This is a genomic window from Microbispora sp. CSR-4, assembly GCF_008033685.1.
Lineage (GTDB): Bacteria > Actinomycetota > Actinomycetes > Streptosporangiales > Streptosporangiaceae > Microbispora.
Window position 1 is genome coordinate 122,814 of the sequence record NZ_VJVX01000010.1, and the last position, 22,426, is coordinate 145,239.

At 69.2% G+C, this 22,426-nt stretch carries 23 protein-coding genes and 2 pseudogenes; 22 read left to right on the forward strand and 3 right to left on the reverse strand.

Annotated elements, in window-relative coordinates:
• The first annotated feature begins 10 nt into the window (after nucleotides 1–10).
• The 12 genes from nuoF (at nucleotide 11) to FLV34_RS11170 (ending at nucleotide 14,361) form a co-directional block, all read left to right on the forward strand.
• Entirely contained in the window at nucleotides 11–1,297 is a 1,287-nt protein-coding gene (gene nuoF / locus FLV34_RS11115; protein WP_147943027.1) for an NADH-quinone oxidoreductase subunit NuoF, read from the forward strand.
• On the forward strand, nucleotides 1,294–3,690 hold the full coding sequence (locus FLV34_RS11120) for an NADH-quinone oxidoreductase subunit G (protein WP_147943028.1): 2,397 nt from the start codon (nucleotides 1,294–1,296) through the stop codon (nucleotides 3,688–3,690). The genes nuoF and FLV34_RS11120 overlap by 4 nt, the downstream gene beginning before the upstream one ends.
• Nucleotides 3,687–5,048 (forward strand): NADH-quinone oxidoreductase subunit NuoH, encoded by a 1,362-nt coding sequence (nuoH, locus tag FLV34_RS11125; protein ID WP_142647966.1) that lies wholly within the window; start codon nucleotides 3,687–3,689, stop codon nucleotides 5,046–5,048. Before FLV34_RS11120 ends, nuoH begins: the two co-directional genes overlap by 4 nt.
• A complete protein-coding gene (gene nuoI / locus FLV34_RS11130; RefSeq protein ID WP_142563318.1) occupies nucleotides 5,035–5,550 on the forward strand; it encodes an NADH-quinone oxidoreductase subunit NuoI in 516 nt (171 codons plus the stop codon). The genes nuoH and nuoI overlap by 14 nt, the downstream gene beginning before the upstream one ends.
• Nucleotides 5,543–6,457: an NADH-quinone oxidoreductase subunit J gene (locus FLV34_RS11135; RefSeq protein WP_142647967.1), complete on the forward strand. Its 915-nt coding sequence runs from the start codon at nucleotides 5,543–5,545 to the stop codon at nucleotides 6,455–6,457. The genes nuoI and FLV34_RS11135 overlap by 8 nt, the downstream gene beginning before the upstream one ends.
• The gene (nuoK, locus tag FLV34_RS11140; RefSeq protein ID WP_030506864.1) at nucleotides 6,454–6,750 is read left to right on the forward strand and encodes an NADH-quinone oxidoreductase subunit NuoK; all 297 of its coding nucleotides are present in this window, start codon (nucleotides 6,454–6,456) and stop codon (nucleotides 6,748–6,750) included. The genes FLV34_RS11135 and nuoK overlap by 4 nt, the downstream gene beginning before the upstream one ends.
• A gap of 66 nt (nucleotides 6,751–6,816) precedes the next feature.
• Complete coding sequence (gene nuoL, locus FLV34_RS11145; protein ID WP_142648072.1) at nucleotides 6,817–8,658, forward strand: NADH-quinone oxidoreductase subunit L; 1,842 nt, start codon at nucleotides 6,817–6,819, stop codon at nucleotides 8,656–8,658.
• Entirely contained in the window at nucleotides 8,658–10,163 is a 1,506-nt protein-coding gene (locus FLV34_RS11150) for an NADH-quinone oxidoreductase subunit M (protein ID WP_142647968.1), read from the forward strand. Before nuoL ends, FLV34_RS11150 begins: the two co-directional genes overlap by 1 nt.
• A complete protein-coding gene (gene nuoN / locus FLV34_RS11155; RefSeq protein ID WP_142647969.1) occupies nucleotides 10,163–11,716 on the forward strand; it encodes an NADH-quinone oxidoreductase subunit NuoN in 1,554 nt (517 codons plus the stop codon). Before FLV34_RS11150 ends, nuoN begins: the two co-directional genes overlap by 1 nt.
• An 11-nt stretch (nucleotides 11,717–11,727) precedes the next feature.
• Nucleotides 11,728–12,723, forward strand: a complete 996-nt coding sequence (locus FLV34_RS11160; RefSeq protein ID WP_142647970.1) for a polyprenyl synthetase family protein — start codon at nucleotides 11,728–11,730, stop codon at nucleotides 12,721–12,723.
• A gap of 128 nt (nucleotides 12,724–12,851) precedes the next feature.
• Nucleotides 12,852–13,688 carry a hypothetical protein gene (locus FLV34_RS11165; RefSeq protein ID WP_142647971.1) on the forward strand — a complete coding sequence of 279 codons (837 nt, stop codon included), beginning with the start codon at nucleotides 12,852–12,854 and terminating at the stop codon, nucleotides 13,686–13,688.
• A gap of 58 nt (nucleotides 13,689–13,746) precedes the next feature.
• The gene (locus tag FLV34_RS11170) at nucleotides 13,747–14,361 is read left to right on the forward strand and encodes a GNAT family N-acetyltransferase (protein ID WP_260617270.1); all 615 of its coding nucleotides are present in this window, start codon (nucleotides 13,747–13,749) and stop codon (nucleotides 14,359–14,361) included.
• A 39-nt stretch (nucleotides 14,362–14,400) separates the two neighbouring features.
• Here the strand turns inward: FLV34_RS11170 and FLV34_RS11175 are convergent, their stop codons facing one another.
• Nucleotides 14,401–15,144: an SDR family oxidoreductase gene (locus FLV34_RS11175; protein WP_142647972.1), complete on the reverse strand. Its 744-nt coding sequence runs from the start codon at nucleotides 15,142–15,144 to the stop codon at nucleotides 14,401–14,403.
• A gap of 78 nt (nucleotides 15,145–15,222) precedes the next feature.
• Between FLV34_RS11175 and FLV34_RS11180 the strand changes: the two genes are divergently transcribed.
• The gene (locus FLV34_RS11180) at nucleotides 15,223–15,696 is read left to right on the forward strand and encodes an Rrf2 family transcriptional regulator (RefSeq protein WP_142647973.1); all 474 of its coding nucleotides are present in this window, start codon (nucleotides 15,223–15,225) and stop codon (nucleotides 15,694–15,696) included.
• 153 nt (nucleotides 15,697–15,849) lie between these two features.
• The gene (locus FLV34_RS11185; RefSeq protein ID WP_147943029.1) at nucleotides 15,850–17,277 is read left to right on the forward strand and encodes an NAD-dependent succinate-semialdehyde dehydrogenase; all 1,428 of its coding nucleotides are present in this window, start codon (nucleotides 15,850–15,852) and stop codon (nucleotides 17,275–17,277) included.
• A gap of 4 nt (nucleotides 17,278–17,281) precedes the next feature.
• On the opposite strand, the gene FLV34_RS11190 is transcribed toward FLV34_RS11185, so the two are convergent.
• Both FLV34_RS11190 and rarD read right to left on the reverse strand, forming a co-directional pair.
• Nucleotides 17,282–18,121, reverse strand: coding sequence for a TIGR03621 family F420-dependent LLM class oxidoreductase (locus tag FLV34_RS11190; protein WP_147943030.1), 840 nt, complete (start codon nucleotides 18,119–18,121; stop codon nucleotides 17,282–17,284).
• An 86-nt stretch (nucleotides 18,122–18,207) separates the two neighbouring features.
• The gene (gene rarD / locus FLV34_RS11195) at nucleotides 18,208–19,113 is read right to left on the reverse strand and encodes an EamA family transporter RarD (RefSeq protein ID WP_142647976.1); all 906 of its coding nucleotides are present in this window, start codon (nucleotides 19,111–19,113) and stop codon (nucleotides 18,208–18,210) included.
• 135 nt (nucleotides 19,114–19,248) lie between these two features.
• Between rarD and msrA the strand changes: the two genes are divergently transcribed.
• From msrA to FLV34_RS11235, 8 genes and pseudogenes are all read left to right on the forward strand, one after another.
• Nucleotides 19,249–19,911 carry a peptide-methionine (S)-S-oxide reductase MsrA gene (gene msrA, locus FLV34_RS11200; protein ID WP_142647977.1) on the forward strand — a complete coding sequence of 221 codons (663 nt, stop codon included), beginning with the start codon at nucleotides 19,249–19,251 and terminating at the stop codon, nucleotides 19,909–19,911.
• A gap of 126 nt (nucleotides 19,912–20,037) precedes the next feature.
• A complete protein-coding gene (locus tag FLV34_RS11205; protein ID WP_139579074.1) occupies nucleotides 20,038–20,244 on the forward strand; it encodes a hypothetical protein in 207 nt (68 codons plus the stop codon).
• Complete coding sequence (locus tag FLV34_RS11210; protein WP_142647978.1) at nucleotides 20,241–20,657, forward strand: type II toxin-antitoxin system VapC family toxin; 417 nt, start codon at nucleotides 20,241–20,243, stop codon at nucleotides 20,655–20,657. Before FLV34_RS11205 ends, FLV34_RS11210 begins: the two co-directional genes overlap by 4 nt.
• Before the next feature lie 83 nt (nucleotides 20,658–20,740).
• A pseudogene (locus tag FLV34_RS42310) lies at nucleotides 20,741–20,851 on the forward strand (peptide-methionine (S)-S-oxide reductase); the annotation flags it as partial.
• Between the two features lie 93 nt (nucleotides 20,852–20,944).
• Nucleotides 20,945–21,256: a hypothetical protein gene (locus tag FLV34_RS11220; RefSeq protein WP_138459484.1), complete on the forward strand. Its 312-nt coding sequence runs from the start codon at nucleotides 20,945–20,947 to the stop codon at nucleotides 21,254–21,256.
• Entirely contained in the window at nucleotides 21,232–21,648 is a 417-nt protein-coding gene (locus tag FLV34_RS11225) for a PIN domain-containing protein (RefSeq protein ID WP_142647979.1), read from the forward strand. The genes FLV34_RS11220 and FLV34_RS11225 overlap by 25 nt, the downstream gene beginning before the upstream one ends.
• 26 nt (nucleotides 21,649–21,674) lie before the next feature.
• Nucleotides 21,675–21,776: pseudogene (locus FLV34_RS11230) on the forward strand (peptide-methionine (S)-S-oxide reductase); the annotation flags it as partial.
• Between the two features lie 120 nt (nucleotides 21,777–21,896).
• The gene (locus FLV34_RS11235) at nucleotides 21,897–22,367 is read left to right on the forward strand and encodes a hypothetical protein (RefSeq protein WP_142647980.1); all 471 of its coding nucleotides are present in this window, start codon (nucleotides 21,897–21,899) and stop codon (nucleotides 22,365–22,367) included.
• Nucleotides 22,368–22,426 lie beyond the last annotated feature (59 nt).

The window sequence follows — 22,426 nt, forward strand, 5'->3', positions numbered from 1 at the left end:
TGAGCGACCGATGACAACGCTGACTCCGGTTCTCACCCGGAACTGGGACCAGGCGAACTCGTTCACCCTCGACGGGTACGGCGAGTACGCGGCCGCCAGGAAGGCCCTGGGCATGGACCCCGACGCCGTCATCCAGGCGGTGAAGGACTCCGGCCTGCGTGGCCGTGGCGGCGCGGGATTCCCGACCGGCATGAAGTGGGGCTTCATCCCGCAGGGCGACGGCAAGCCCCACTACCTCGTGGTCAACGCCGACGAGTCCGAGCCGGGGACCTGCAAGGACATCCCGCTCATGATGGCCAACCCGCACGCGCTGGTCGAGGGCGTGATCATCGCGTCCTACGCCATCCGGGCCAACCACGCGTTCATCTACATCCGCGGCGAGGTGGTCCACGTCATCCGCCGGGTGCAGGCCGCGGTCCGGGAGGCGTACGAGAAGGGCTACCTCGGGACCGACATCTTCGGCTCGGGCTACGACCTCGAACTCGTCGTCCACAGCGGCGCCGGGGCGTACATCTGCGGTGAGGAGACCGCGCTGCTCGACTCGCTGGAGGGCTACCGCGGCCAGCCCCGGCTCAAGCCGCCGTTCCCGGCGGTCGCCGGTCTGTACGCCTCGCCGACCGTGGTCAACAACGTCGAGTCGATCGCGAGCGTGCCGAGCATCATCGCCAACGGCGCCGACTGGTTCGCCGGGATGGGCACCGAGAAGTCCAAGGGCTTCGGCATCTTCTCGCTGTCGGGCCACGTGACCCGGCCGGGCCAGTACGAGGCCCCGCTGGGCATCACGCTGCGCGAGCTGCTGGAGATGGCGGGCGGCATCCGCGAGGGCCACGAGCTGAAGTTCTGGACGCCGGGAGGCTCCTCGACGCCGATCTTCACGGCCGAGCACCTCGACGTGCCGCTCGACTTCGAGTCGGTCGGGGCCAAGGGCTCGATGCTGGGCACCCGCGCGCTGCAGATCTTCGACGAGACGACCTGCGTGGTGCGGGCCGTCCTGCGCTGGACCGAGTTCTACGCGCACGAGTCCTGCGGCAAGTGCACGCCGTGCCGTGAGGGCACCTACTGGCTCAAGCAGGTGCTCAAGCGGCTGGAGAAGGGCCAGGGCTCCGAGGAGGACCTGGCCACGATCACCGACATCGCCGACAACATCCTCGGCCGTTCGTTCTGCGCCCTCGGTGACGGCGCGACGAGCCCGATCCACTCGTCGGTGAAGCAGTTCCGCGACGAATACCTCAAGCACTTCGAGATCGGCGGCTGCCCGTTCGATCCCGCCGCTTCCACGGTGTGGGGGTCCAAGTGACAGTTCAGACGACGCAGCCGGAGCAGCCGGTCGTGGACATGGTCACCCTGACCATCGACGGCTTCCAGATCAGCGTGCCCAAGGGCACCCAGATCATCCGGGCCGCGGAGCTGCTGGGGATCCAGATCCCCCGGTTCTGCGACCACCCGCTGCTCTCGCCGGCGGCCAACTGCCGCCAGTGCCTGGTCGACATCCCCGACGCGGGCAACGGCCGCGGCTTCCCCAAGCCGCAGCCGTCCTGCGCGATCGAGGTCGCCGAGGGCATGGTGGTCAAGACGCAGCTCACCTCGCCGGTGGCCGAGAAGGCCCAGCGCGGCGTGATGGAGATGCTGCTGCTGAACCACCCGCTCGACTGCCCGGTCTGCGACAAGGGCGGCGAGTGCCCCCTGCAGAACCAGGCCATGTCGAACGGCCAGGGCGAGAGCCGGTTCGTCGAGCAGAAGCGCACGTTCGAGAAGCCGGTGCCGCTGTCGACCGAGGTGCTGCTCGACCGCGAGCGCTGCATCCAGTGCGCGCGCTGCATCCGCTTCTCCGAGCAGATCGCCGGTGACCCGCTCATCGACTTCTTCGAGCGCGGGGCCAAGGAGCAGGTGGGCGTCGCCGACGGCGAGCCGTTCCAGTCCTACTTCTCGGGCAACACCATCCAGATCTGCCCGGTGGGCGCGCTGACCGGCGCGGCCTACCGGTTCCGCTCCCGCCCGTTCGACCTGGTCTCCACGCCGAGCGCGTGCGAGCACTGCGCGTCGGGCTGCTCGCTGCGCACCGACCACCGCCGCGGCAAGGTCACCCGCCGCCTGGCCGGGGACGACCCGCAGGTCAACGAGGAGTGGAACTGCGACAAGGGCCGCTGGGCCTTCACCTACGCCACTCAGCCCGACCGTCTGCGCTCCCCGCTGGTGCGCGACGAGAGCGGCAAGCTCGTCCCGACCTCCTGGCCGGACGCGCTGGCCGTCGCCGCCGAGGGCCTGCTGCGAGCCCGCGGCAAGGCCGGCGTGCTGGTCGGCGGGCGGCTCACGGTCGAGGACGCCTACGCCTACAGCAAGTTCGCCAGGATCGCCCTCGGCACCAACGACATCGACTTCCGGGCCCGCCCGCACTCCGAGGAGGAGACGCGGTTCCTCGCCCACGCCGTGGCAGGCAAGGGCATCGAGGTCTCGTACGCCGACCTGGAGACGGCCCCGGCCGTGCTCCTCGCCGGGTTCGAGCCCGAGGAGGAGTCGCCGATCGTCTTCCTGCGCCTGCGCAAGGCGGCGCGCAAGCGGGGCCTGAAGGTCTACGCGCTCGCGCCGTTCGCCACGCCGGGCCTGGCCAAGATGAAGGGCACGCTGATCCGCACGCTGCCCGGCGGCGAGGCCGAGGCGCTCGGCGACCTCATCGGCGGCGACCTGCTGCCCGAGGGCGCGATCGTCCTCGCCGGTGAGCGGCTCGCCACCGCCCCCGGCGCCCTGTCGGCGCTCGTACGGCTCACGCAGGCCACCGGCGCCAGGCTCGCCTGGGTGCCGCGCCGGGCCGGTGAGCGCGGCGCCCTTGAGGCGGGCGCCCTGCCGGGGCTGCTGCCGATCGGCCGTCCGGCCGACGACGAGAGCGCCCGCGCGGAGGGCGCCCGGGTGTGGGGCGTCGCCTCGCTGCCCGACGCGCCCGGCCGCGACACGGCCGGCATCATCGATGCCGCGCTGAACGAGGAGCTGGACGCGCTGGTCGTCGCGGGTGTGGACCCCTACGACCTGCCCGACCCGGCCAAGGCGCTGGCGGCGCTGGAGAACACGCCGTTCATCGTCAGCCTGGAGATCCGCGCCAGCGCGGTCACCGACCGGGCCGACGTGGTCCTGCCGGTCGCCGCGGTCGCCGAGAAGTCCGGCACGTTCGTCGACTGGGAGGGCAGGGGCCGCTCGTTCGGCGTGGCCACCGCCGTCCCCGGGCTGATGAGCGACCTGCGCGCCATCGCCTCGATCGCCGACCAGATGGACGTCCACCTGGGCCTGCCCGACCCCGCGGCCGCCCGCCGCGAGATGGCCGCGCTCGGCGCCTGGAAGGGCACCCGCCCGGTCGCGCCGATGGTCACCGGCCGCCCGGTCAGGGAGCCGCAGGCGGGCGAGGCCGTGCTGGCGACCTGGCACCTGCTGCTCGACGACGGCCGCATGCAGGACGGCGAGCCCTACCTCGCGGGGACCGCCCGCACGGTGGCGGCGCTGCTGTCGGAGGCCACCGCGGCGGAGATCGGCGCGGTGGACGGCGGGAAGATCACGATCGGTGACGACGTGGTCGTCCCGGTGCGGATCGCGGACCTGCCCGACCGGGTCGTGTGGCTGCCGTCCAACTCCGCCGGCCTGTCGGTCACGCGCGACCTGCGCGCGGTCGCCGGAGACGTCGTAACGATCGGGAGCGTCTCGTGAACAACCCCGGACCCACGCTGAGCGACTTCGGCCACGATCCCCTGTGGATCAGCATCATCAAGGCCGTCGCGATCTTCGTGTTCCTGATGCTGGGCGTGCTGATGGGCGTGTGGACCGAGCGCAAGCTCATCTCGCGCATGCAGCACCGCTACGGCCCCAACCGCGCAGGTAAGTTCGGCCTGCTGCAGACGGTGGCCGACGGCCTGAAGATGGGCCTGAAGGAAGACATCATGCCCCGCACCGTGGACAAGGTGATCTACTTCCTTGCCCCGGTCATCATCGCCGTCCCGGCCTTCCTGGCCTTCTCCGTCGTGCCGTTCGGGCCGATGGTGTGGATGTTCGGCCACAAGACGCCGCTGCAGCTCACCGACCTGCCGGTCGCGGTGCTGCTGGTCCTCGCCACCGCCTCCATCGGCGTCTACGGCATCGTGCTCGCCGGGTGGGGCTCCCGGTCGCCGTACGCGATCCTCGGCGGCCTGCGCTCCAGCGCCCAGGTCGTGTCGTACGAGATCGCGATGGGCCTGTCGTTCGTCGCGGTGTTCCTCCAGGCGGGCACGCTGTCCACCTCGGAGATCGTGGCGAAGCAGGCGAGCGGCGGCACCTGGGACATCTTCGGGCTGTCGATCCCGGCGCCGTCCTGGTATGTGGTCTCGCTGATCCCGTCCTTCCTGATCTACGCGATCACGATGCTGGGCGAGACGAACCGCGTGCCCTTCGACCTCCCCGAAGGCGAGGGCGAGCTGGTCGGCGGCTTCCACACCGAGTACGCCTCCTCGCTGAAGTTCGCGATGTTCATGCTCGCCGAGTATGTGAACGTCTTCACGGTCTCGGCGATGGCGATCACGCTGTTCTTCGGTGGCTGGCGGGCACCGTGGCCGATCTCCCTGTGGGACGGCGCGAACACCGGCTGGTGGCCGATGCTGTGGTTCTTCATCAAGCTGGTCATCGCGTTCGGCTTCTTCGTCTGGGTCCGCGCCTCGCTGCCGCGGGTCCGGTACGACCAGCTCATGGCCTTCGGGTGGAAGGTGCTGATCCCGGTCAACCTGGCCTGGATCCTGCTGGCCGCCACCTTCAAGGCGCTGCGGATGCCCGAGGCCGACCGGGCGATCATCCTGACCATCGGCGCGGTCGTCATCATCGGGGCCTTCGCGATCTGGCTGCGGTTCGACACCGTCAACCAGCGCCGCAGGGAGGCCAAGGCCGCCGCGATCGAGGAGGAGTTCGAGCAGCTTCGCGAGGAGCCCGTCGCGGGCGGGTTCCCGGTGCCGCCGCTCGACGCCCCGCACTACCACGGAGTCGTGCCCGCCGCGCGTCTCAACTCCGACGCCGCCAAGGAGGTGACCAGTGGGAGCAACTGATTGGCTGAACCCGATCAAGGGATTCGGCGTCACCTTCCACCACATGTTCAAGAAGCCGGTAACCGTTCAATATCCGGAGGAGAAGCGGCCCACCGCGCCGCGCTTCCACGGACGGCACCAGCTGAACCGGTGGCCCGACGGACTGGAGAAGTGCGTCGGGTGCGAGCTGTGCGCCTGGGCCTGCCCGGCGGACGCCATCTACGTCGAGGGCGGCGACAACACCGACGAGGAGCGTTTCTCGCCGGGTGAGAGGTACGGCCGCGTCTACCAGATCAACTACCTGCGCTGCATTCTCTGCGGGCTGTGCATCGAGGCGTGCCCCACCCGGGCGCTCACGATGACCAACGAGTACGAGCTCGCCGACTCCAGCCGCGAGTCGTTGATCTACACCAAGGAGATGCTCCTCGCGCCGCTCGGACCGGGCATGGAGCAGCCGCCCCACCCGATGCGCCTCGGCGAGACCGAAGAGGACTACTACCGGTTGGGTCGAAGCAATGGGTGAGTCCATCACGTTCTGGGTGCTCGCGGTCATCTCCGTGATCGCCGCGCTCGGACTCGTCTTCAGCCGCAGGGCCGTCTACTCGGCCCTCATGCTCGGCGTCGTCATGCTCTCGCTGGCGGTGCTGTACGCGGTCCAGGACGCTCCGTTCCTGGCGGCGGTGCAGATCATCGTCTACACCGGCGCGGTCATGATGCTGTTCCTGTTCGTGCTCATGCTCGTGGGCGTGGACTCGTCCGACTCCCTCGTGGAGACGATCAGGGGCCAGCGGTTCTGGGCCATCGTGGGCGGGCTCGGCTTCGCCGTCCTGCTCGCCGCCGGGATCGGCAACGCGGTCGTCGGCTCCGCCAAGGGCCTGGCCGCCGCCACGCAGGCGGGCAACGTGCCCTCCCTGGCCGAGCTGATCTTCACGCGCCACGTGTTCGCCTTCGAGGTCACCTCGGCGCTGCTGATCACCGCGGCGCTCGGCGCGATGGTGCTCGCGCACCGCGAGCGCGCCGAGGCCAGGCCGACCCAGAAGGACCTGTCGCGGCAGCGCTTCGTCGCCTTCGGCAAGACGGGCAAGAACCCGGCGCCGCTGCCCGGCCCCGGCACCTACGCCCGGCACAACGCCATCGACATGCCGGCGCTGCTGCCCGACGGGACGGTCGCGCCGCTGTCGGTCAACCGCTACATCGCCCGCTATGAGGAGTCCCAGGGGATCCTGTCCCCCGAGGTCGCCCGGGTGCTGGAGCAGGAGGAGGCCGCGCTGCACGCGAACGGCCACAGCACGCCCACCGTGGCCGACGAGGCCAGGGACGGCGGCCCCGACACCGAGCCGATGGAAGAAGAGGGTGTCGTGGCGGGCCGGGTCGTCCGCCCGCGTGGTGAGTCCGTGACGGAGTCCCTGAGCGAGGAGGACGGCAAGTGACCACGCACTACCTGGTGCTCTCCGCGCTGCTGTTCGCCATCGGCGGCGTCGGCGTGCTCGTACGGCGCAACGCCATCGTGGTGTTCATGTGCGTCGAGCTCATGCTCAACGCCTGCAACCTGGCGTTCGTCACCTTCGCCCGGCAGAACGGCAACCTCGACGGCCAGCTCATCGCGTTCTTCGTGATGATCGTGGCCGCCGCCGAGGTGGTCATCGGCCTGGCCATCATCGTGACGATCTTCCGAACCCGCAGGTCCGCGTCGGTCGACGACGTCAGCCTGCTGAAGTACTAAGAGGTGGCCGTGGAACCCGCTGAGATCATCCAGCACTCCGGCGGAGCGATCGGAGCAGCCTGGCTCATGATCGCTCTGCCCCTGGTGGGAGCGGCGGTCCTCCTGCTTGGCGGCCGGAGGACCGACAAGTTCGGCCACCTGCTGGGCGTGCTCATGGCCGTCGCGTCCTTCGTGGTGGCGGCGCTGTCGTTCGTGCAGCTGCTCGGCTTCGCCCCCGGCGAGCGCCGCCGCGGGATCGAGCTGTACGACTTCATCCCGGGCCTCGCCAAGGTGGGCCTGCTGGTCGACCCGCTGTCGATCTCGTTCTGCCTGCTGATCACCTTCGTGGGCTCGCTGATCCACATCTACTCGATCGGCTACATGGCGCACGACCCGAACAGGCGGCGGTTCTTCGCCTACCTGAACCTGTTCGTCGCGGCGATGCTCCTGCTGGTGCTCGCCGACAACTACGTCGCCCTGTTCGTCGGCTGGGAGGGCGTGGGTCTCGCGTCGTACCTGCTGATCGGGTTCTGGCAGCACAAGCCCTCGGCGGCGACCGCGGCCAAGAAGGCGTTCATCGTCAACCGCGTCGGCGACTTCGGCCTGCTGATCGGCATCTTCACGATCTTCGCGACGTTCCACACGCTGGCCTTCAGCGACGTCCTCGGGAACGCCTCGAAGGCGTCCTCCGGCACGCTGACCGCGATCGGCCTGCTGCTGCTGGTCGGCGCCTGCGGTAAGTCGGCGCAGCTCCCGCTGCAGTCCTGGCTCCTCGACGCGATGGAGGGCCCGACCCCGGTCTCGGCTCTCATCCACGCGGCGACCATGGTCACCGCCGGCGTCTACCTGATCGTCCGGTCCGGCCCGATCTTCGAGGGCGCCGGGACCGCGCAGCTCGTGGTGACGATCGTCGGCGTCGCGACGCTGCTCGCCGGTGCGATCATCGGTACCGCCAAGGACGACATCAAGAAGGCGCTGGCCGGTTCGACGATGTCGCAGATCGGCTACATGGTGCTCGCCGCGGGCATCGGCCCGGTGGGCTACGCCTTCGCGATCGCCCACCTGATCACGCACGGCTTCTTCAAGGCCGACATGTTCCTCGGCGCCGGCTCCGTCATGCACGCCATGAACGACGAGGTCGACATGCGCAAGTACGGCGCGCTGCGCAAGGTCATGCCGGTCACGTTCGTGACGTTCCTCATCGGATACCTGGCGATCATCGGGTTCCCGCTGCTGTCCGGTTACTTCACCAAGGACGGCATCATCGAGACCGCGATGGAGCACAACGCGATCCTCGGCTGGCTGGCCGTGCTCGGCGCGGGCATCACCGGCTTCTACATGTCGCGCCTGGTGTTCATGACGTTCTTCGGCACCAAGCGCTGGGAGCCCACGGCCCACCCGCACGAGTCGCCCGCCGTCATGACCTGGCCGCTGATCATCCTGTCGATCGGCGCTATCGGGCTGGGCGCCTTCCTGGTGCTGGGCAACCGGTTCATGACCTTCCTCGCGCCGGCCGTCGGCGCGCCGGAGGAGATGCCGTCGTTCCACCCGTTCAGCCTCACCGGTCTGGTCACGCTCGCGCTCGTCGCGATCGGCGCGGCCTTCGCCTGGGTCAAGTACGGCAGGGCCGAGGTGCCCGCGGTGGCCCCGCGCGCCTCGTTCCTCACCACCTTCGCCCGTCGTGACCTGTACGGCGACGCCCTGAACGAGGCGCTGTTCATGCGCCCCGGCCAGTGGCTGACCCGCCTTGCCGTGTTCTTCGACAACCGCGGCGTCGACGGCCTCGTGAACGGCCTGGCCGCCGGCATCGGCGGCACGTCCGGGCGGCTGCGCAGGGTCCAGACCGGGTTCGTCCGCTCGTACGCGCTGTCGATATTCCTGGGCGCCGCCGTCCTGGCCGGTGCCTGGCTCGTCGTAGGGAACCTGTGATGCCCTGGCTTTCAACCCTGATGGGCGTGTCCGTACTCGGCGCGCTGGGCGTGACCCTTGTCCGCAACGACAAGCTCGCCAAGCAGTTCACCCTCGTGGTGTCGCTGATCGTGCTGGCGCTGACCGTCGCCATGGCGGTCCAGTTCAGCCCGAACGGCGACAAGTTCCAGTTCGCCGAGACATACGACTGGATCCCCCAGTTCGGGGTCCACTACGGCGTCGCCGTGGACGGCATCGCCCTGGTGCTGATCCTGCTGTCGGCGATCCTCGTGCCGATCGTGGTGCTCGCCTCCTGGCACGACGCCGAGGCCGGCAAGCGCTCGGTCCGCACGTACTTCTCGCTGCTGCTCGTGCTCGAGGCCATGATGATCGGCGTCTTCGCGGCGACCGACGTCTTCCTCTTCTACGTCTTCTTCGAAGCCATGCTGATCCCGATGTACTTCATGATCGGGTCGTACGGCGGGGCGCAGCGGTCGTACGCGGCAGTGAAGTTCCTGCTGTACTCGCTGTTCGGCGGGCTCCTGATGCTCGTGGCGGTGATCGCGCTCTACACGATCGCCGGCAAGGGCACGTTCATGTTCTCCGACCTCGTCGGGACCATCCAGGACGTGACGACGCAGAAGTGGCTGTTCCTCGGCTTCTTCATCGCCTTCGCGATCAAGGCGCCGCTGTGGCCGTTCCACACCTGGCTGCCGGACGCCGCCGCCCAGGCCCCGGCCGGCGCGGCCGTCCTGCTCGTCGGCGTGCTGGACAAGGTCGGCACGTACGGCATGCTCCGCTTCTGCCTTGAGCTCTTCCCGGACGCCGCGAAGTTCTTCACGCCGCTGGTCATCACGCTGTCGGTCATCGGCATCGTGTACGGCGCGATCGTGGCCATCGGGCAGACCGACATGAAGCGGCTCATCGCGTACACCTCGGTGTCGCACTTCGGCTTCATCGCGATGGGCGTGTTCGCGATGACCACCAGCGCGGGCTCGGGCGCGACGCTCTACATGGTCAACCACGGCTTCTCGACCGGCGCGCTGTTCCTGATCGCGGGCTTCCTCATCTACCGCAGGGGCTCGCAGTTCATCGCCGACTACGGCGGCGTGCAGAAGGTGGCCCCGATCCTCGCCGGGACGTTCCTGGTGGCGGGTCTGTCCAGCCTCTCGCTGCCCGGTCTCAGCACGTTCGTCAGCGAGTTCATGGTGCTGACCGGCACCTACCAGCGGTACGTCGTCCCGGCCGTGATCGCCACGGTCGGCGTCATCCTCGCCGCGATCTACATCCTGTGGATGTACCAGCGGACGATGAACGGCCCGACGGCCGAGTCGGTCAAGTCGCTGCCCGACCTCAACGCCAGGGAGAAGTGGGTGGTGGCGCCGCTCGTCGCGCTGCTGCTGGTGTTCGGCTTCTATCCCAAGCCGCTGCTCGACGTGATCAATCCCGCCGTGAAGGACACGCTGTCGAGCGTCTCCGTCACGGACCCGAAGCCGGCCGTACCCGTTGCTCAGGAGGGCCAGTAGTGAACGGCACCATTCAGGCGCCGAGTATCGAGTACGCCCTTCTGGCGCCTCTGCTCGTCGTCTTCGGCGCGGCGATCGTCGGCGTGCTGGTGGAGGCATTCGCCCCGCGCTACCTGCGCTCGGCGATCCACCTGCCGCTCACGTTGCTGTCGCTGGCCGGCGCGTTCGCGCTGGCCGTCTGGCAGGCGATCAAGGGCGTGCCCACCAAGCCCGCCGCGATGGGCGCGGTGGCGGTGGACGGCCCTGCCCTGTTCATCTGGGGCACGATCCTCATCCTCGCCTTCGTGAGCGTGCTGCTCATCAAGGACGAGGAGCACTTCGTCGGCTCCGCGGCGGCCGTGCCCGGCTCCGCCGAGGAGGAGCAGTCGCTCGTCGAGCGGGCCGCGCACACCGAGGTCTACCCGCTGCTGCTGTTCGCGGTCGGCGGCATGCTGCTGTTCCCGGCGGCCAACGACCTGCTCGTCGCGTTCGTCGCCCTTGAGGTCATGTCGCTGCCGCTCTACCTGCTGTGCGGCCTGGCCCGGCGCCGCCGCCTGCTGTCGCAGGAGGCCGCGGTCAAGTACTTCCTGCTCGGCGCGTTCTCCTCGGCCTTCTTCCTGTACGGCACGGCCCTGCTGTACGGCTACGCCGGCTCGGTCGACCTCGCGAAGATCAACCAGGCGCTGGGGTCGGTCGGCGGCCAGGACACCCTGCTCTACATCGGCGCGGCCATGCTCGGCGTCGGTCTGCTCTTCAAGATCGGCGCCGCGCCGTTCCAGGCGTGGAAGCCGGACGTCTACCAGGGCTCGCCCACGCCCATCACCGCGCTGATGGCCTCCGGCACCCTGGTGGCCGCCTTCGGTGCGCTGCTGCGGGTGTTCTGGGTCGGTCTGGGCGGTCTCGACTGGGACTGGCGGCCGGTTTTCTACGGTGTGGCGATCCTCACGATGGTGGTCGGCGCGATCCTCGCGATCACGCAGACCGACATCAAGCGGATGCTCGCCTACTCGTCCATCGCGCACGGCGGTTTCCTGCTCATCGGCGTGATCGCTACCGGCCACACCCAGGCGGAGAACACCTCGGCCCTGTCCGGCCTGCTGTTCTACCTGGTGGCGTACGGCTTCACCACCGTGGGCGCGTTCGCCGTCGTCACGATGGTGCGCGACGCGGGCGGCGAGGCATGGCACCTGTCCCGCTGGGCCGGGCTCGGCAAGCGCTCGCCGCTGCTGGCCGGGACGTTCGCGTTCTTCCTGCTGGCCTTCGCCGGTATCCCGCTGACCAGCGGATTCTTCGGGAAGTACGCGGTCTTCCAGGCCGCCGTCGCCAACGGCGCCACGCCGCTGGTCATCATCGGTGTGGTGGCCTCGGCCATCGCCGCCTTCTTCTACGTGCGCGTGATCGTGCTGATGTTCTTCAGCGACCCGGCCGCCGACGGCCCGTCCGTCGTGCTGCCCTCCAGGGGCACCGCGGCCGTCGTCGGCATCGCGGCATTGGCTACCGTAGTTCTCGGGGTCTATCCCCAGCCTGTGCTGGACCTCGCGCACACGGCAGCACAATCCCTGTTCGTCCGTTAGGAGATCTCCGTATGGCCGCGCCGCCCGTTGTGGACCTTCCTCTTGTAGACGAGCGGCTGGCCAGCGATCTCGCCGACGGGCTCGCGGCGGTGGAGAAGCTGCTGCGCTCGTCGGTCGAGAGTGAGGACGCCTTCGTCACCCAGACGTCCAGGCACCTCATCGAGGCGGGCGGCAAGCGGTTCCGGGCGATGCTCGTGCTGCTGGCCGCCCAGTTCGGAAATCCGGACGCCCCGGGCGTCGTGCCCGGGGCCGTCGTCATCGAGCTGACCCACCTGGCCACGCTCTACCACGACGACGTGATGGACGAGGCCCCGGTGCGCCGGGGCTCCCAGTCCGCCAACGCCCGGTGGGACAACACCGTGGCCATCCTCACCGGCGACTACCTGTTCGCCCAGGCGTCGGAGATCCTCGCCGACCTCGGCCCCGAGCTCATCCGGATCCAGGCGCGTACGTTCTCCCGCCTGGTGCGCGGGCAGATCCGCGAGACGGTCGGGCCCGCCGAGGGCAGCGACGCGATCGCCCACTACATCAGCGTGCTGGCCGACAAGACCGGCTCCCTCATCGCCACCTCGGGCCGCTTCGGGGCCATGCTGGCCGGCGCTCCCGCCGACGTGGTCGACCGGCTGGCCGACGCCTGTGAGGCGATCGGCGTGGCCTGGCAGCTCGGCGACGACCTCATCGACGTGGCCGCGCTCAGCGACGACTCGGGCAAGACCCCCGGCACCGACCTGCGCGAGGGCATCCGCACGCTCCCCGTGCTGTACGCCCTGGCCTCCGACGACCCCGCCGACGCCCGGCTGCGCACCCTGCTGTCGGGGCCCGTGGCCGAGGAGGACGTCGAGGAGGCGCTGACGCTGCTGCGCGCCCACCGGGCCATGGACCAGGCCCGCGAGGAGCTCTCCCGCTGGATCGACCGGGCCAAGGCCGCCCTCGCCGGTCTGCCCGAAATCCCCGCGCGTACGGCCCTGATCGCCCTGTGCGACTACGTCGTCGAGCGCACCGGCTGACCGTCCCACAAGGGATCATTGCTCGGGTGAAGATCACCCGGTGCGCCGTCTTGTGCCTCGCCGTCGTGACGGCCTGTGGCAGCACGCCCCGTGCGGGCACGCCCCCCACCCCGACACCGGGGAGTCCTGTGCCCATCGACGCCGTCGTCGTGGACGAGGACCAGGCACTCACGTGCGGAGAGGGCGAGGGAGAGGGCTCAGCGCAAGCCCTGTGCGACGCCATCGCCGCCGCGGCTTCGCGCGCGTCGGCACGCCCCTCCTCGACACCGTCCGTGGAACAGGTCTTCGAGGCGGAGGTGGTTAAGAAGGGGCGGCCGCTCTCGGTCGCGAACCCCGGGAGTGGCCCTGGCGATCCCCGGCTTCTGCGGGCCCTGCTCGTCGACTATCAGGGGGTCCACGAGTCGATCACCAGACCGGGCGCGGTCGTGGCCCTGCCCGCCGCCGCGGACGACGCCTCGGCGTTCCTCGCACTCCGTCAGGCGGCCGGGGCTTCTGCCGGGGCTTCCACCTGCCAGAGGGTGGCCGAGGGGTCGTGGCGCGTCGTGCTGCGTGATTTCAACAGGCCGGGCGTGCAGATCGCCGCGGCGCTGCTGAGCGCCATGAGCGATGGGGCGTGGAGACGGTCGGCGGAGTTCTCGGAGACCATCGTCACGGGCCCTGCTCCGATGCTGACCGGCCTCGGCGACCCCGCTGCAATGGACTCCTGCCGGACTTTCCTCGGGGAGGAGGGCAATCCCTTCCGCGTGCGGTCGATCTCCGTGCCGCGTCTCGGCACCCGGTCCTGGGCCTTCCGGGTAATGGAGGGGAAGTCGGTCACGCAGTGGGTCGAGGTGGTGCGGACGCCGCGTTACGTGTTGGAGGTGCGGATTCCGAAACAGCTCCCCGCGCCGCGCACCGACCCGGCCGTACTGCTGCCGCGCATCACCGAGGCCGCGTACGCCAGGGCCGAGGCCGCGCTGGGCTGACGCCTTCAGTGCCTTTCCGAGGCTCCCGCCCGTACGGCGTTCGCCTACGCTGTGGCGGGTGTTGCACAACGACAGTGGTGAAGAGACCGCGCACGAGTCGGCGGGCGACAGGGCGGGCGGCCACCCGCGCGTGACCCTGCGCCGGATCACGGCGCAGGACGAGGCCGAGTTCCTCGAACTGGTGCGAGCGAGCATCGACCTCCACCATCCGTGGATGTCCCTGCCCACCACGAGCGAGGAGTTCCGGGCCTATCTGGCCCGATTCGACGATCCCCGGTCCGCCGAGGGCCTGCTGGTCTGCGTACGGCAGACCGGTGAGATCGCGGGGAACATCAACATCAACAGCATCATCCGGGGACGCTTCCAGTGCGGCTCCCTCGGATACGCGGCCTTCGCGCCCACCGCAGGCCAGGGATACATGTCCGAAGGTCTCGGCCTGGTGCTGCGTCACGCCTTCCAGGAGTTGCGGCTCCACCGGCTGGAGGCCAATGTCCAGCCGGGCAACCACGCCTCCCGAAGGCTGCTCGAACGGCACGGTTTCCGCCGTGAGGGGTATTCGCCGGAGATGCTGTTCATCGACGGCGCCTGGCGGGACCACGAACGATGGGCCATCACGTCCACCATGATGGGCATCGTCCCGGATAGTCCGCACCCGACGCTGCCCGCTCGCTGACCGCGGGCGGGCGAGACGTGCTCAGTGCTGGGCCTGCGTCTAGTGCTGGGCCGCGAGCCACTCGTCGAAGGAGGTCGGCGCGATGCGGGCGCCTTCTCCGGGCAGCAGCACGTTGCCGGCCATCGCCGGGCCGAAGAGTCCCGACCAGGTCGGCACCAGCTTGACCGTACGGCCGCGTGCCGCGAGGGTGCGCCGGGCCATGTCGACGAGGTCCTGCGGCTCGGGACCGGCCACGTCGGTGTAACGGCCCTGCGGGTCGCCCACCGCGATCTCGGCGAGCACCTCGGCCACGTCGGCGGGCGCGATCGGCTGCACCAGCAGCGGCGCGATCGTGGCGACGCCGTCCTGCTCCATCCATCCCGCCACCATCTCGGCGAAGTCGTGGAACTGCGCGGCCGGCACGATCGTCCACGGCACGGAACCGGCGGACACCAGGCGTTCCTGCTCCCGCTTGCCGGAGTAGTGGGCGTTGCCCTCCACCTTGTGGATGCCGATGATCGAGAGCAGCACGTGGTGGCGGACGCCCGCCCGTTCCTCGGCGGCCAGCAGGTTCCTGGTGGTCGTGCCGAAGTACGCCACCGACTCGTCCCGGTCGGTCGCGTTCGAGCTGATCGCGTCCACGACGGACTCGACGCCGTCCAGGGCCTTGTCGAGCCCCTCGCCCGTCATCAGGTCCACGCCGAGTGAGCGGCTGATCCGTACGACGTCGTGCCCGTCCCGTTCGAGGGCGGCGACGGTGAGCCTGCCGATGTTCCCGGTGGCGCCGGCGACTGCGATACGCATGGTGTTCTCCTTCGCTAGACGCCCCGGACTCTATCTCGGACAAAATAGATCTGCAATCTCTCCAATACACTGGTGGGCATGAAGCTGCCTGCGAGCACCGAGTGGGTGTTGCACTGCGCCACCACGCTGGCGCAGCTCGATCCGGGAGCCACCGCCTCGGCGGCGCAGCTCGCGGACTACTTCGACGTTCCGGCGCCCTATCTGGCCAAGCAGTTGCAGGCGCTCGTCAAAGCCGGTGTGCTGGCCGCGATGACCGGCCCGCGGGGCGGCTTCCGGCTCGCGCGGGCGGCTTCCGACATCACGTTGCTGCAGATCGTCGAGGCGATCGACGGCGGCTCCTCGCCGTACGAGTGCCGCGAGATCCGCCAGCAGGGACGGGGTGCCCTGCCTCCCGAGGACTGCCAGGGCGTCTGCATCATCGCCGAGAAGATGGCCGACGCGCACCGGGCGTGGCGCAGCAGCCTCGCGGGGGTCACGCTCGCCGACATCCTCGACGGGCTGCCCGAATGGGCGCCCGCCCGCACCCGGTCACGCATATCGGCCACACGCTGACCCGGCGGGAAATCGCCTCGTGCTGTCCCACGGACGCGCGTGCGGGCCGTTCTGGGCGGAGGTGCCGCGACCGGGCGGAGTATCGTGGCAAGAGGTCCGGCGCCGCCACGGTGCAGTCGGGGGCCGAACGGCGTGCGGGCGCAGGGGGGCGCCATGACCACCGCCACGCCATCCGTGACACGCAGGTCCATCGCCAGCGTGAATCCGTACAACGACGAGGTCCTCGCCGAGTTTCCCGCCATGACCGACGAGGAGGCGGGCCGGGCCGTCGCGGCGGCTCACCAGGCCTTCCAGGAGTGGAGATCGCTCGCCCCGGCAGAACGGGCCGCCGTGGTCGGCCGGGCGGCCTCTCTCATGCGCGAACGCCAGGAGGAACTCGCCCGGACGGTGACGCTGGAAGTGGGCAAGCTCATCGGCGAGAGCCGCGGAGAGGCGGACCTGTCGGCGGACATCCTGAGCTACTACGCCGAGCATGGGCCCGCCTTCCTCGCCGACCTCCCGCTTCCCGTCGAGGAGGGGAATGCCGTGGTGGCCAACCGGCCGCTCGGCGCGCTCCTCGGGATCATGCCGTGGAACTACCCGCTTTACCAGGTCGCCCGCTTCGCGGCGCCGAATCTGGTCGCCGGCAACACGATCCTGCTCAAGCACGCGAGCAACTGCCCGCAGTCGGCGCTCGCGTTGGAGCGGCTGTTCCACGACGCCGGCGCGCCGCCCGGGGTCTACGTCAACCTGTTCCTGCCGTCGGCGCGAGTGGGCACTGTGATCGACGATCCCCTGATCCAGGGTGTCTCCCTCACCGGCAGTGATCGTGCGGGCGCCGGCGCCGCCGAAAGGGCGGGACGCAACATCGAGAAGACCGTGCTCGAACTCGGGGGGAGCGATCCGTTCATCGTGCTCGACACGGAGGACTTCGACCGGACCGTGGAGGCCGCGGCGGTCGGCCGGCTGTCCAACATGGGGCAGAGTTGCGTGAGCGCCAAGCGGATGATCCTCCTGCCGCACGTCTACCGCCGCTTCGTCGAGGAACTGCGCCGCAGGTTCGAGGCGCTCGTCCCGGGCGACCCGCTGGACCCGGACACCACGCTGGGGCCGCTGTCCTCGGAGCAGGCCGCCGCGAACCTCGTGAGCCAGGTACGCGACACGGTGGCGCAGGGGGCGACCCTGGTGACCGGCGGCGACCGGATCGGCCGGCCCGGCGCCTTCGTCCAGCCGACCATCCTGACGGACGTCAGGCCGGGCATGCGGGCGTACCGCGAGGAACTGTTCGGGCCGGTGGCGGTGATCTACCAGGTGGCCGACGAGAACGAGGCCGTGGCGCTGGCGAACGACACACCGTACGGCCTCGGCGGCGCGGTCTTCTGCAGGGACCTCGACCGGGCGCGGCGGGTGGCGGAGCGGCTCGACGCGGGAATGGTCTGGATCAACCACCCGACCTCCTCCCACCCCGCCCTGCCGTTCGGCGGTATCAAATGCTCTGGATATGGGAGAGAACTGGCGGATCTCGGCATCGAGGAGTTCGTCAACAAGAAGCTGATCCGGACCTTCCCGACGACCGTACCGATCGGCTTCGCCACGGGGTGAGCCGTCAGCTGCCGGCGAGGAGTTCGACCACGGGGGCGAGGGCGTCGGCGAAGAAGCCGCCGACGGTGATGTAGGACAGGCCCAGCTCGTCGCGACGGCGCAGCAGCGTGTCGGCCATCTCGCGAGGCGAGCCGCGCAGGATGGCGGCGGCCTCCGCCGACGGGATTCTGAGCCCCTCAGGCACCCATGGGGGCGGCTCGTCGCCGATCTGGAGCAGGTTCATGCTCAGCTCGACGTCGTCGAACCTCGCGCCGGCCGCCGCCCGTAGCGTGCCGATGGGCCCGCGCAGGCCCTCCTCCGTCGTGTCGGCCTGTACGGCGAGCGCGACGATGTCGGCCTCCTCCGCCGCGAGCGCCAGCATGCGGGGACCGGCTCCCGCGATCATGATCGGTGGCCCCTGGCGCTGCACGGTGCTCTTGGAGAAGGCGTTGGTCCCGGCGAAGGCCGTCCGCACCTCGCTGATCACCGTGCGGACCTGCGCGATGCGTTCGGCCGCCGTGCCGTACGGCATGCCGAGCGCCCGGGCGTCCTCCTCGGCGGCGGGCCGCCCGGCCCCCACGCCGACCTCGAGCCGTCCGCCGGACAGGAAGTCGAGCCCGGCGAGCTCGTGCGCGAGCTGCGGGGGATTGCGGTAGGGCGCGGCCAGCACGAACGTGCCCACGCGCAGCGTCGTCGTGACGGTGGCCGCGGCGGTCATCGCGAGCAGCGGCGGCAGCGTCCCCAGCGTGTCGGGGACGAGCAGGGTCGAGTAGCCGAGGTCCTCGGCATGGCGGGCCGTCGCCGTCCACGCGGCGGCATCAGGGGCCATGCCTGCGACGATCCCGAAACGGAATTCCTTGCTCATGCCGCCGATCCTCGCCGTTCAGGACGGTCCCGTCGTCCTCCCGGCGGAGGCGGGTTCCGTACTCCGGGAGGCGTATCCAGGCGGTTTCAGACGGTCTCGAGCGCGGCCGCGCGCTCCAGCCGGGCCGTACGGGCGGAGCGCACGCTGTCCCAGGTGAACACGCTCAGCGCGAGCCAGACGACCACGAACCCGGCCCACCGGCTGACGGGCATGGTCTCGTGGGCGATCAGCACCCCGCACAGGAACTGCAGCACCGGGGCGATGTACTGGAGCAGGCCGATGACGGTGAGCGGCACCCGCAGCGCGGAGGCCGTGAAGAACATCAGCGGCACCGCGGTGATGAGACCGGACACCGCCAGCAGCAGCGCGTGGCCGAGGCCGTGGTTGCCGAAGGTCCCGGTGCCGTTCGTCTGGAGGACGACCAGGTAGCCCAGGGCCGGCACCAGCAGCACGAGCGTCTCGATGGTCAGGCTCTCCGCGCTGCCCACCCCCGCCGCCTTCTTGATCAGGCCGTACGTGCCGAAGCTGGCGGCGAGCGCGAGGGCGATCCACGGGAGACGCCCGTAGTCGAGCGTCAGGATGAGGACCGCGACAGTGCCCAGACCGACGGCGATCCACTGCCACCGGCGCAGCCGCTCCCGGAAGATCAGCACCCCGAACAGCACGCTGACCAGGGGATTGATGAAGTAGCCGAGCGCGCTTTCCACCACATGCCCGGTGTTGACGGCGTAGATGTACACGCCCCAGTTGACCGAGACCGTGACGGCCGCGAGGGCGAGGAGGATGAGCTGGCGGCGTGTGATGGCGCGGATCCACGACCAGTGGCGGCGTACCGCGAGGAGCGTGACCACCACGACCAGCGACCAGACCATCCGGTGGGCGAGGATCTCCACGGCGCCGGACGGCTTGAGCAGAGGCCAGTAGAGAGGGAACAGGCCCCACATGGTGTAGGCGGCGACGCCATACAGGACACCTCGGCGCGTATCAGGCATGAAGCCCATCTTCGCTGCTTACCTGGATTCAGCACAAATAAGGGTCGCTACGTCTGGGATTTAGAGACGCTTACGTGGGGAACAAGGTCGCCCGGTGTCTGGTTGGGGATGGCAGAACGGAAGGAAGGGTGCGAGATGGGCTGGCTCTTCGGCACAAACAAGACGACGATGGTGGACCCCGCGGAGGCGCTGCCGGGCCGCGCCGAGGTCATGCCGGTGGCCACCCGCCACCAGGTCCTCGGCGCGCCGCTGGCTCCGCCGTACCCCGAGGGCACGCAGATCGCCGAGTTCGGGCTGGGCTGCTTCTGGGGCGCCGAGCGCAAGTTCTGGCAGACCCCCGGGGTCGTCTCGACCGCCGTGGGCTACGCGGGCGGCTACACGCCGAACCCGACGTACGAGGAGGTCTGTACCGGCCGGACCGGGCACGCCGAGGTCGTCCGGGTGGTCTTCGACCCGGCCGAGGTGTCGTACGAGGAGCTCCTGAAGGTGTTCTGGGAGGCCCACGACCCCACGCAGGGCATGCGCCAGGGCAACGACGTCGGCACACAGTATCGGTCGGCCATCTACACCCACGGCCCCGAGCAGGCCAAGGCCGCCGTGACGTCCCGGGACGCGTACCAGGAGGTGCTCACCAAGGCCGGGTACGGCGAGATCACCACCGAGATCGCCCCCGCCGGCGAGTTCTACTTCGCGGAGGATTATCACCAGCAATACCTTTTCAAGGTGCCGAACGGCTACTGCGGCATCGGCGGCACCGGCGTGACCTGCCCCGTCGGCTTGACCACCGGCGAGGTGTGACCTTTTGGAACACAGCTGGCCCGGAGCCCGAGCTGCCCCGGGCCGGCACAGTCGCTCTCAGCGGGTTGCGATCAGTTGCCGCGCCACGCGGCTGTCCGGGGCGGTTCCGCTGATTACACTCGATACATGAGCGTGATGCGCGAGGAACTCCACCACCTGGTTGATCGGCTGCCAGAGGAGAAGGTGGCTCCTCTGCTCAGGCTCGTCCGCGATCAGCTCGAAGAGCCGCCTGTGGTGCGCGACCTGCCGTTCATCGGCATGCTCGAAGCCGAGCCGGATTTCGCGGAACGCTCGGAGGAGATTCTCCGCGCGGAGGACAATCACTCTTTGTGATCGTTATCGACTCGGGTCCGTTGGTTGCGGCCGTGAACGTCCGGGACCGCCATCATCAGGCCTGTGCCCGACTTCTGCGGACCCATCCGGGGCCCTTGCTCGTCCCCGCGACCGTGGCTACCGAGGTATGCCAGCTCGTCGAGAAACGGCAGGGCAGCAAAGCGGAGGCGGCGTTCCTACGCTCTTTCGGAGCAGGTCTGACCTTGGTGGATCTCACAGAACGTGATCTGCAGCGTATGGGCGACCTGGTGGAGACGTACGCGAGTCTCCCACTCGGGGCGGTTGATGCCTCTGTGATCGCGATCGCTGAGCGACTCGGTGTCACGGAAGTGGCAACGCTCGACCGCCGCCACTTCACTGTTGTCCGTCCCCAGCACACCGGTGCACTCATGCTGCTGCCGGAGCGGCTCTGAGCGCTGTCCCGTCCTGCGGCCCTGAGCGGTGTGATTCCGCGGCCGAAGCGGCACTGGCGCGAGCTTGCGATTTGTTGCCTGAAGCGGAGCACTACCACCAGCAATACCTCTTTAAGGTGCCGAACGGCTACTGCGGCATCGGCGGCACCGGAGTCTCCTGCCCCGTCGGCCTGACGACCTCTAGCGGGGAGTAGCGGATCGTGAGACCTCCGAGCGGCGTCGCGCTACTCGGAGGTTTCACGTTGCTGGGGCCGATCGTTTGCTACTTGAAGTAGTAAACTGCCGCTATGAGTACGCCTGAACAAGCCTTCCCGCCAGGGGAAGGGCCTGCGGCCAAGGTGAGCGTCTCCTTGCGGGCCGGCAACATCCGCGCGATCAAGGAGCGTGTCGGCGCGCGTGGGTTCTCCGCCTATGTCGACGCCGCTGTGGAGCGGCAGATCGAGAGGGACCTGCTGGAGGAGGCCCTGCAGGCGAACGAGAACGAGTGCGGTCCCATCCCGCAGCATCTGCGGGACGAGGCCGAGCAGCTGTTTCGTAGCGTGAAGTCCGCTCCGGAGCTACAGGAGGAGCGTGGATGGCACGCGCACGAAGCAAGCTGAGTGCGGGGACGGTCATTCTTGACTCCGAGGGACTCTCGAAGTGGTGCGCGGCCGACCAGCGAGTCACGGCGATCGTCCGTGAGGCGCAGAACAACGACTTTCGCGTTGCCGTCAGTGCCCTGACGCCTATCGAGGCCTTCGACGGCCGGGTGACGAACGACCGGTTGCGCTGGCACCTGTCCCGGCTGCGAGTCGAGCCGGTGACCGAGGAGGTCTCCGTCCACGCGCTGGACCTGCTCCGCGAGAGCGGTCTTCACGGCCACAAGTACGCGATCGATGCCGTCGTGGCCGCCACGGCTCTTCGCTCCACCCGGCCCGTCATCGTCCTCACCTCGGACGAGGACGACATGAGCAAGCTCTGCGGAAAGGCAGTCCGCCTCGTGCGGGTGTAGGTGCTGAATTATTGCCCCAGCGATACGACTACCACCAGCAGTATTTGTTCAAGGTGCCGAACGGCTACTGCGGCATCGGCGGCACCGGAGTCTCCTGCCCCGTCGGCCTGACCGCCGGCGAGAGCTGACCTGCGGTAACTGACTGATCCTGGCCCTTGGTCGCCCGACTCACCCGTGCCGATGAGGGGCATGAGCCGTCTCCAGTCCGTCACCTGCATATCAGAACACGTTCTGACTATGATGACGATATGAGTGCGAGCCATGCAGAGTCGGTGACGTTCTCAGACTTGTCAAGGAATCCGCGAGCGGTCGCGGAGCGTGCGACACGTCTGGGGCGCGTACGTGTCACTCATCGGGACGCACCGGACTTCTATCTGACGGCTGCGGACCGCGAGGAGCAGCGAGACCGGACGCTCGCGACGGCGTCTCGCCTGTTCCTTGCGCTCCTCAAACATGATCCGACAGCCAGGACCTTGGTTATCGCGATGCCTGAGGTCTTCCCCTGGGTCCGCCACCTCACCACGGACGAACTGCGGAACTTCACGCTCGAACTGGTCGAGGCTCTGTCCGACGCTGCAGAACTGGACTTGGACAGCAGGGCCGAAGAAGTGATCGTGGGCTGGCGGGCGACGGCTCGGATCAAGGCGGACCCGGCAGAGTACGCGGACGCCCGTAAGCCTACGAGCGGAGACTTCGGACCGGTTGAGGTCTCTGTATGAGTCCCAAACGCGGGGATCGTGTCACCGTTCCCCCTCCTGGCGATGAGTGGGACCTTCGC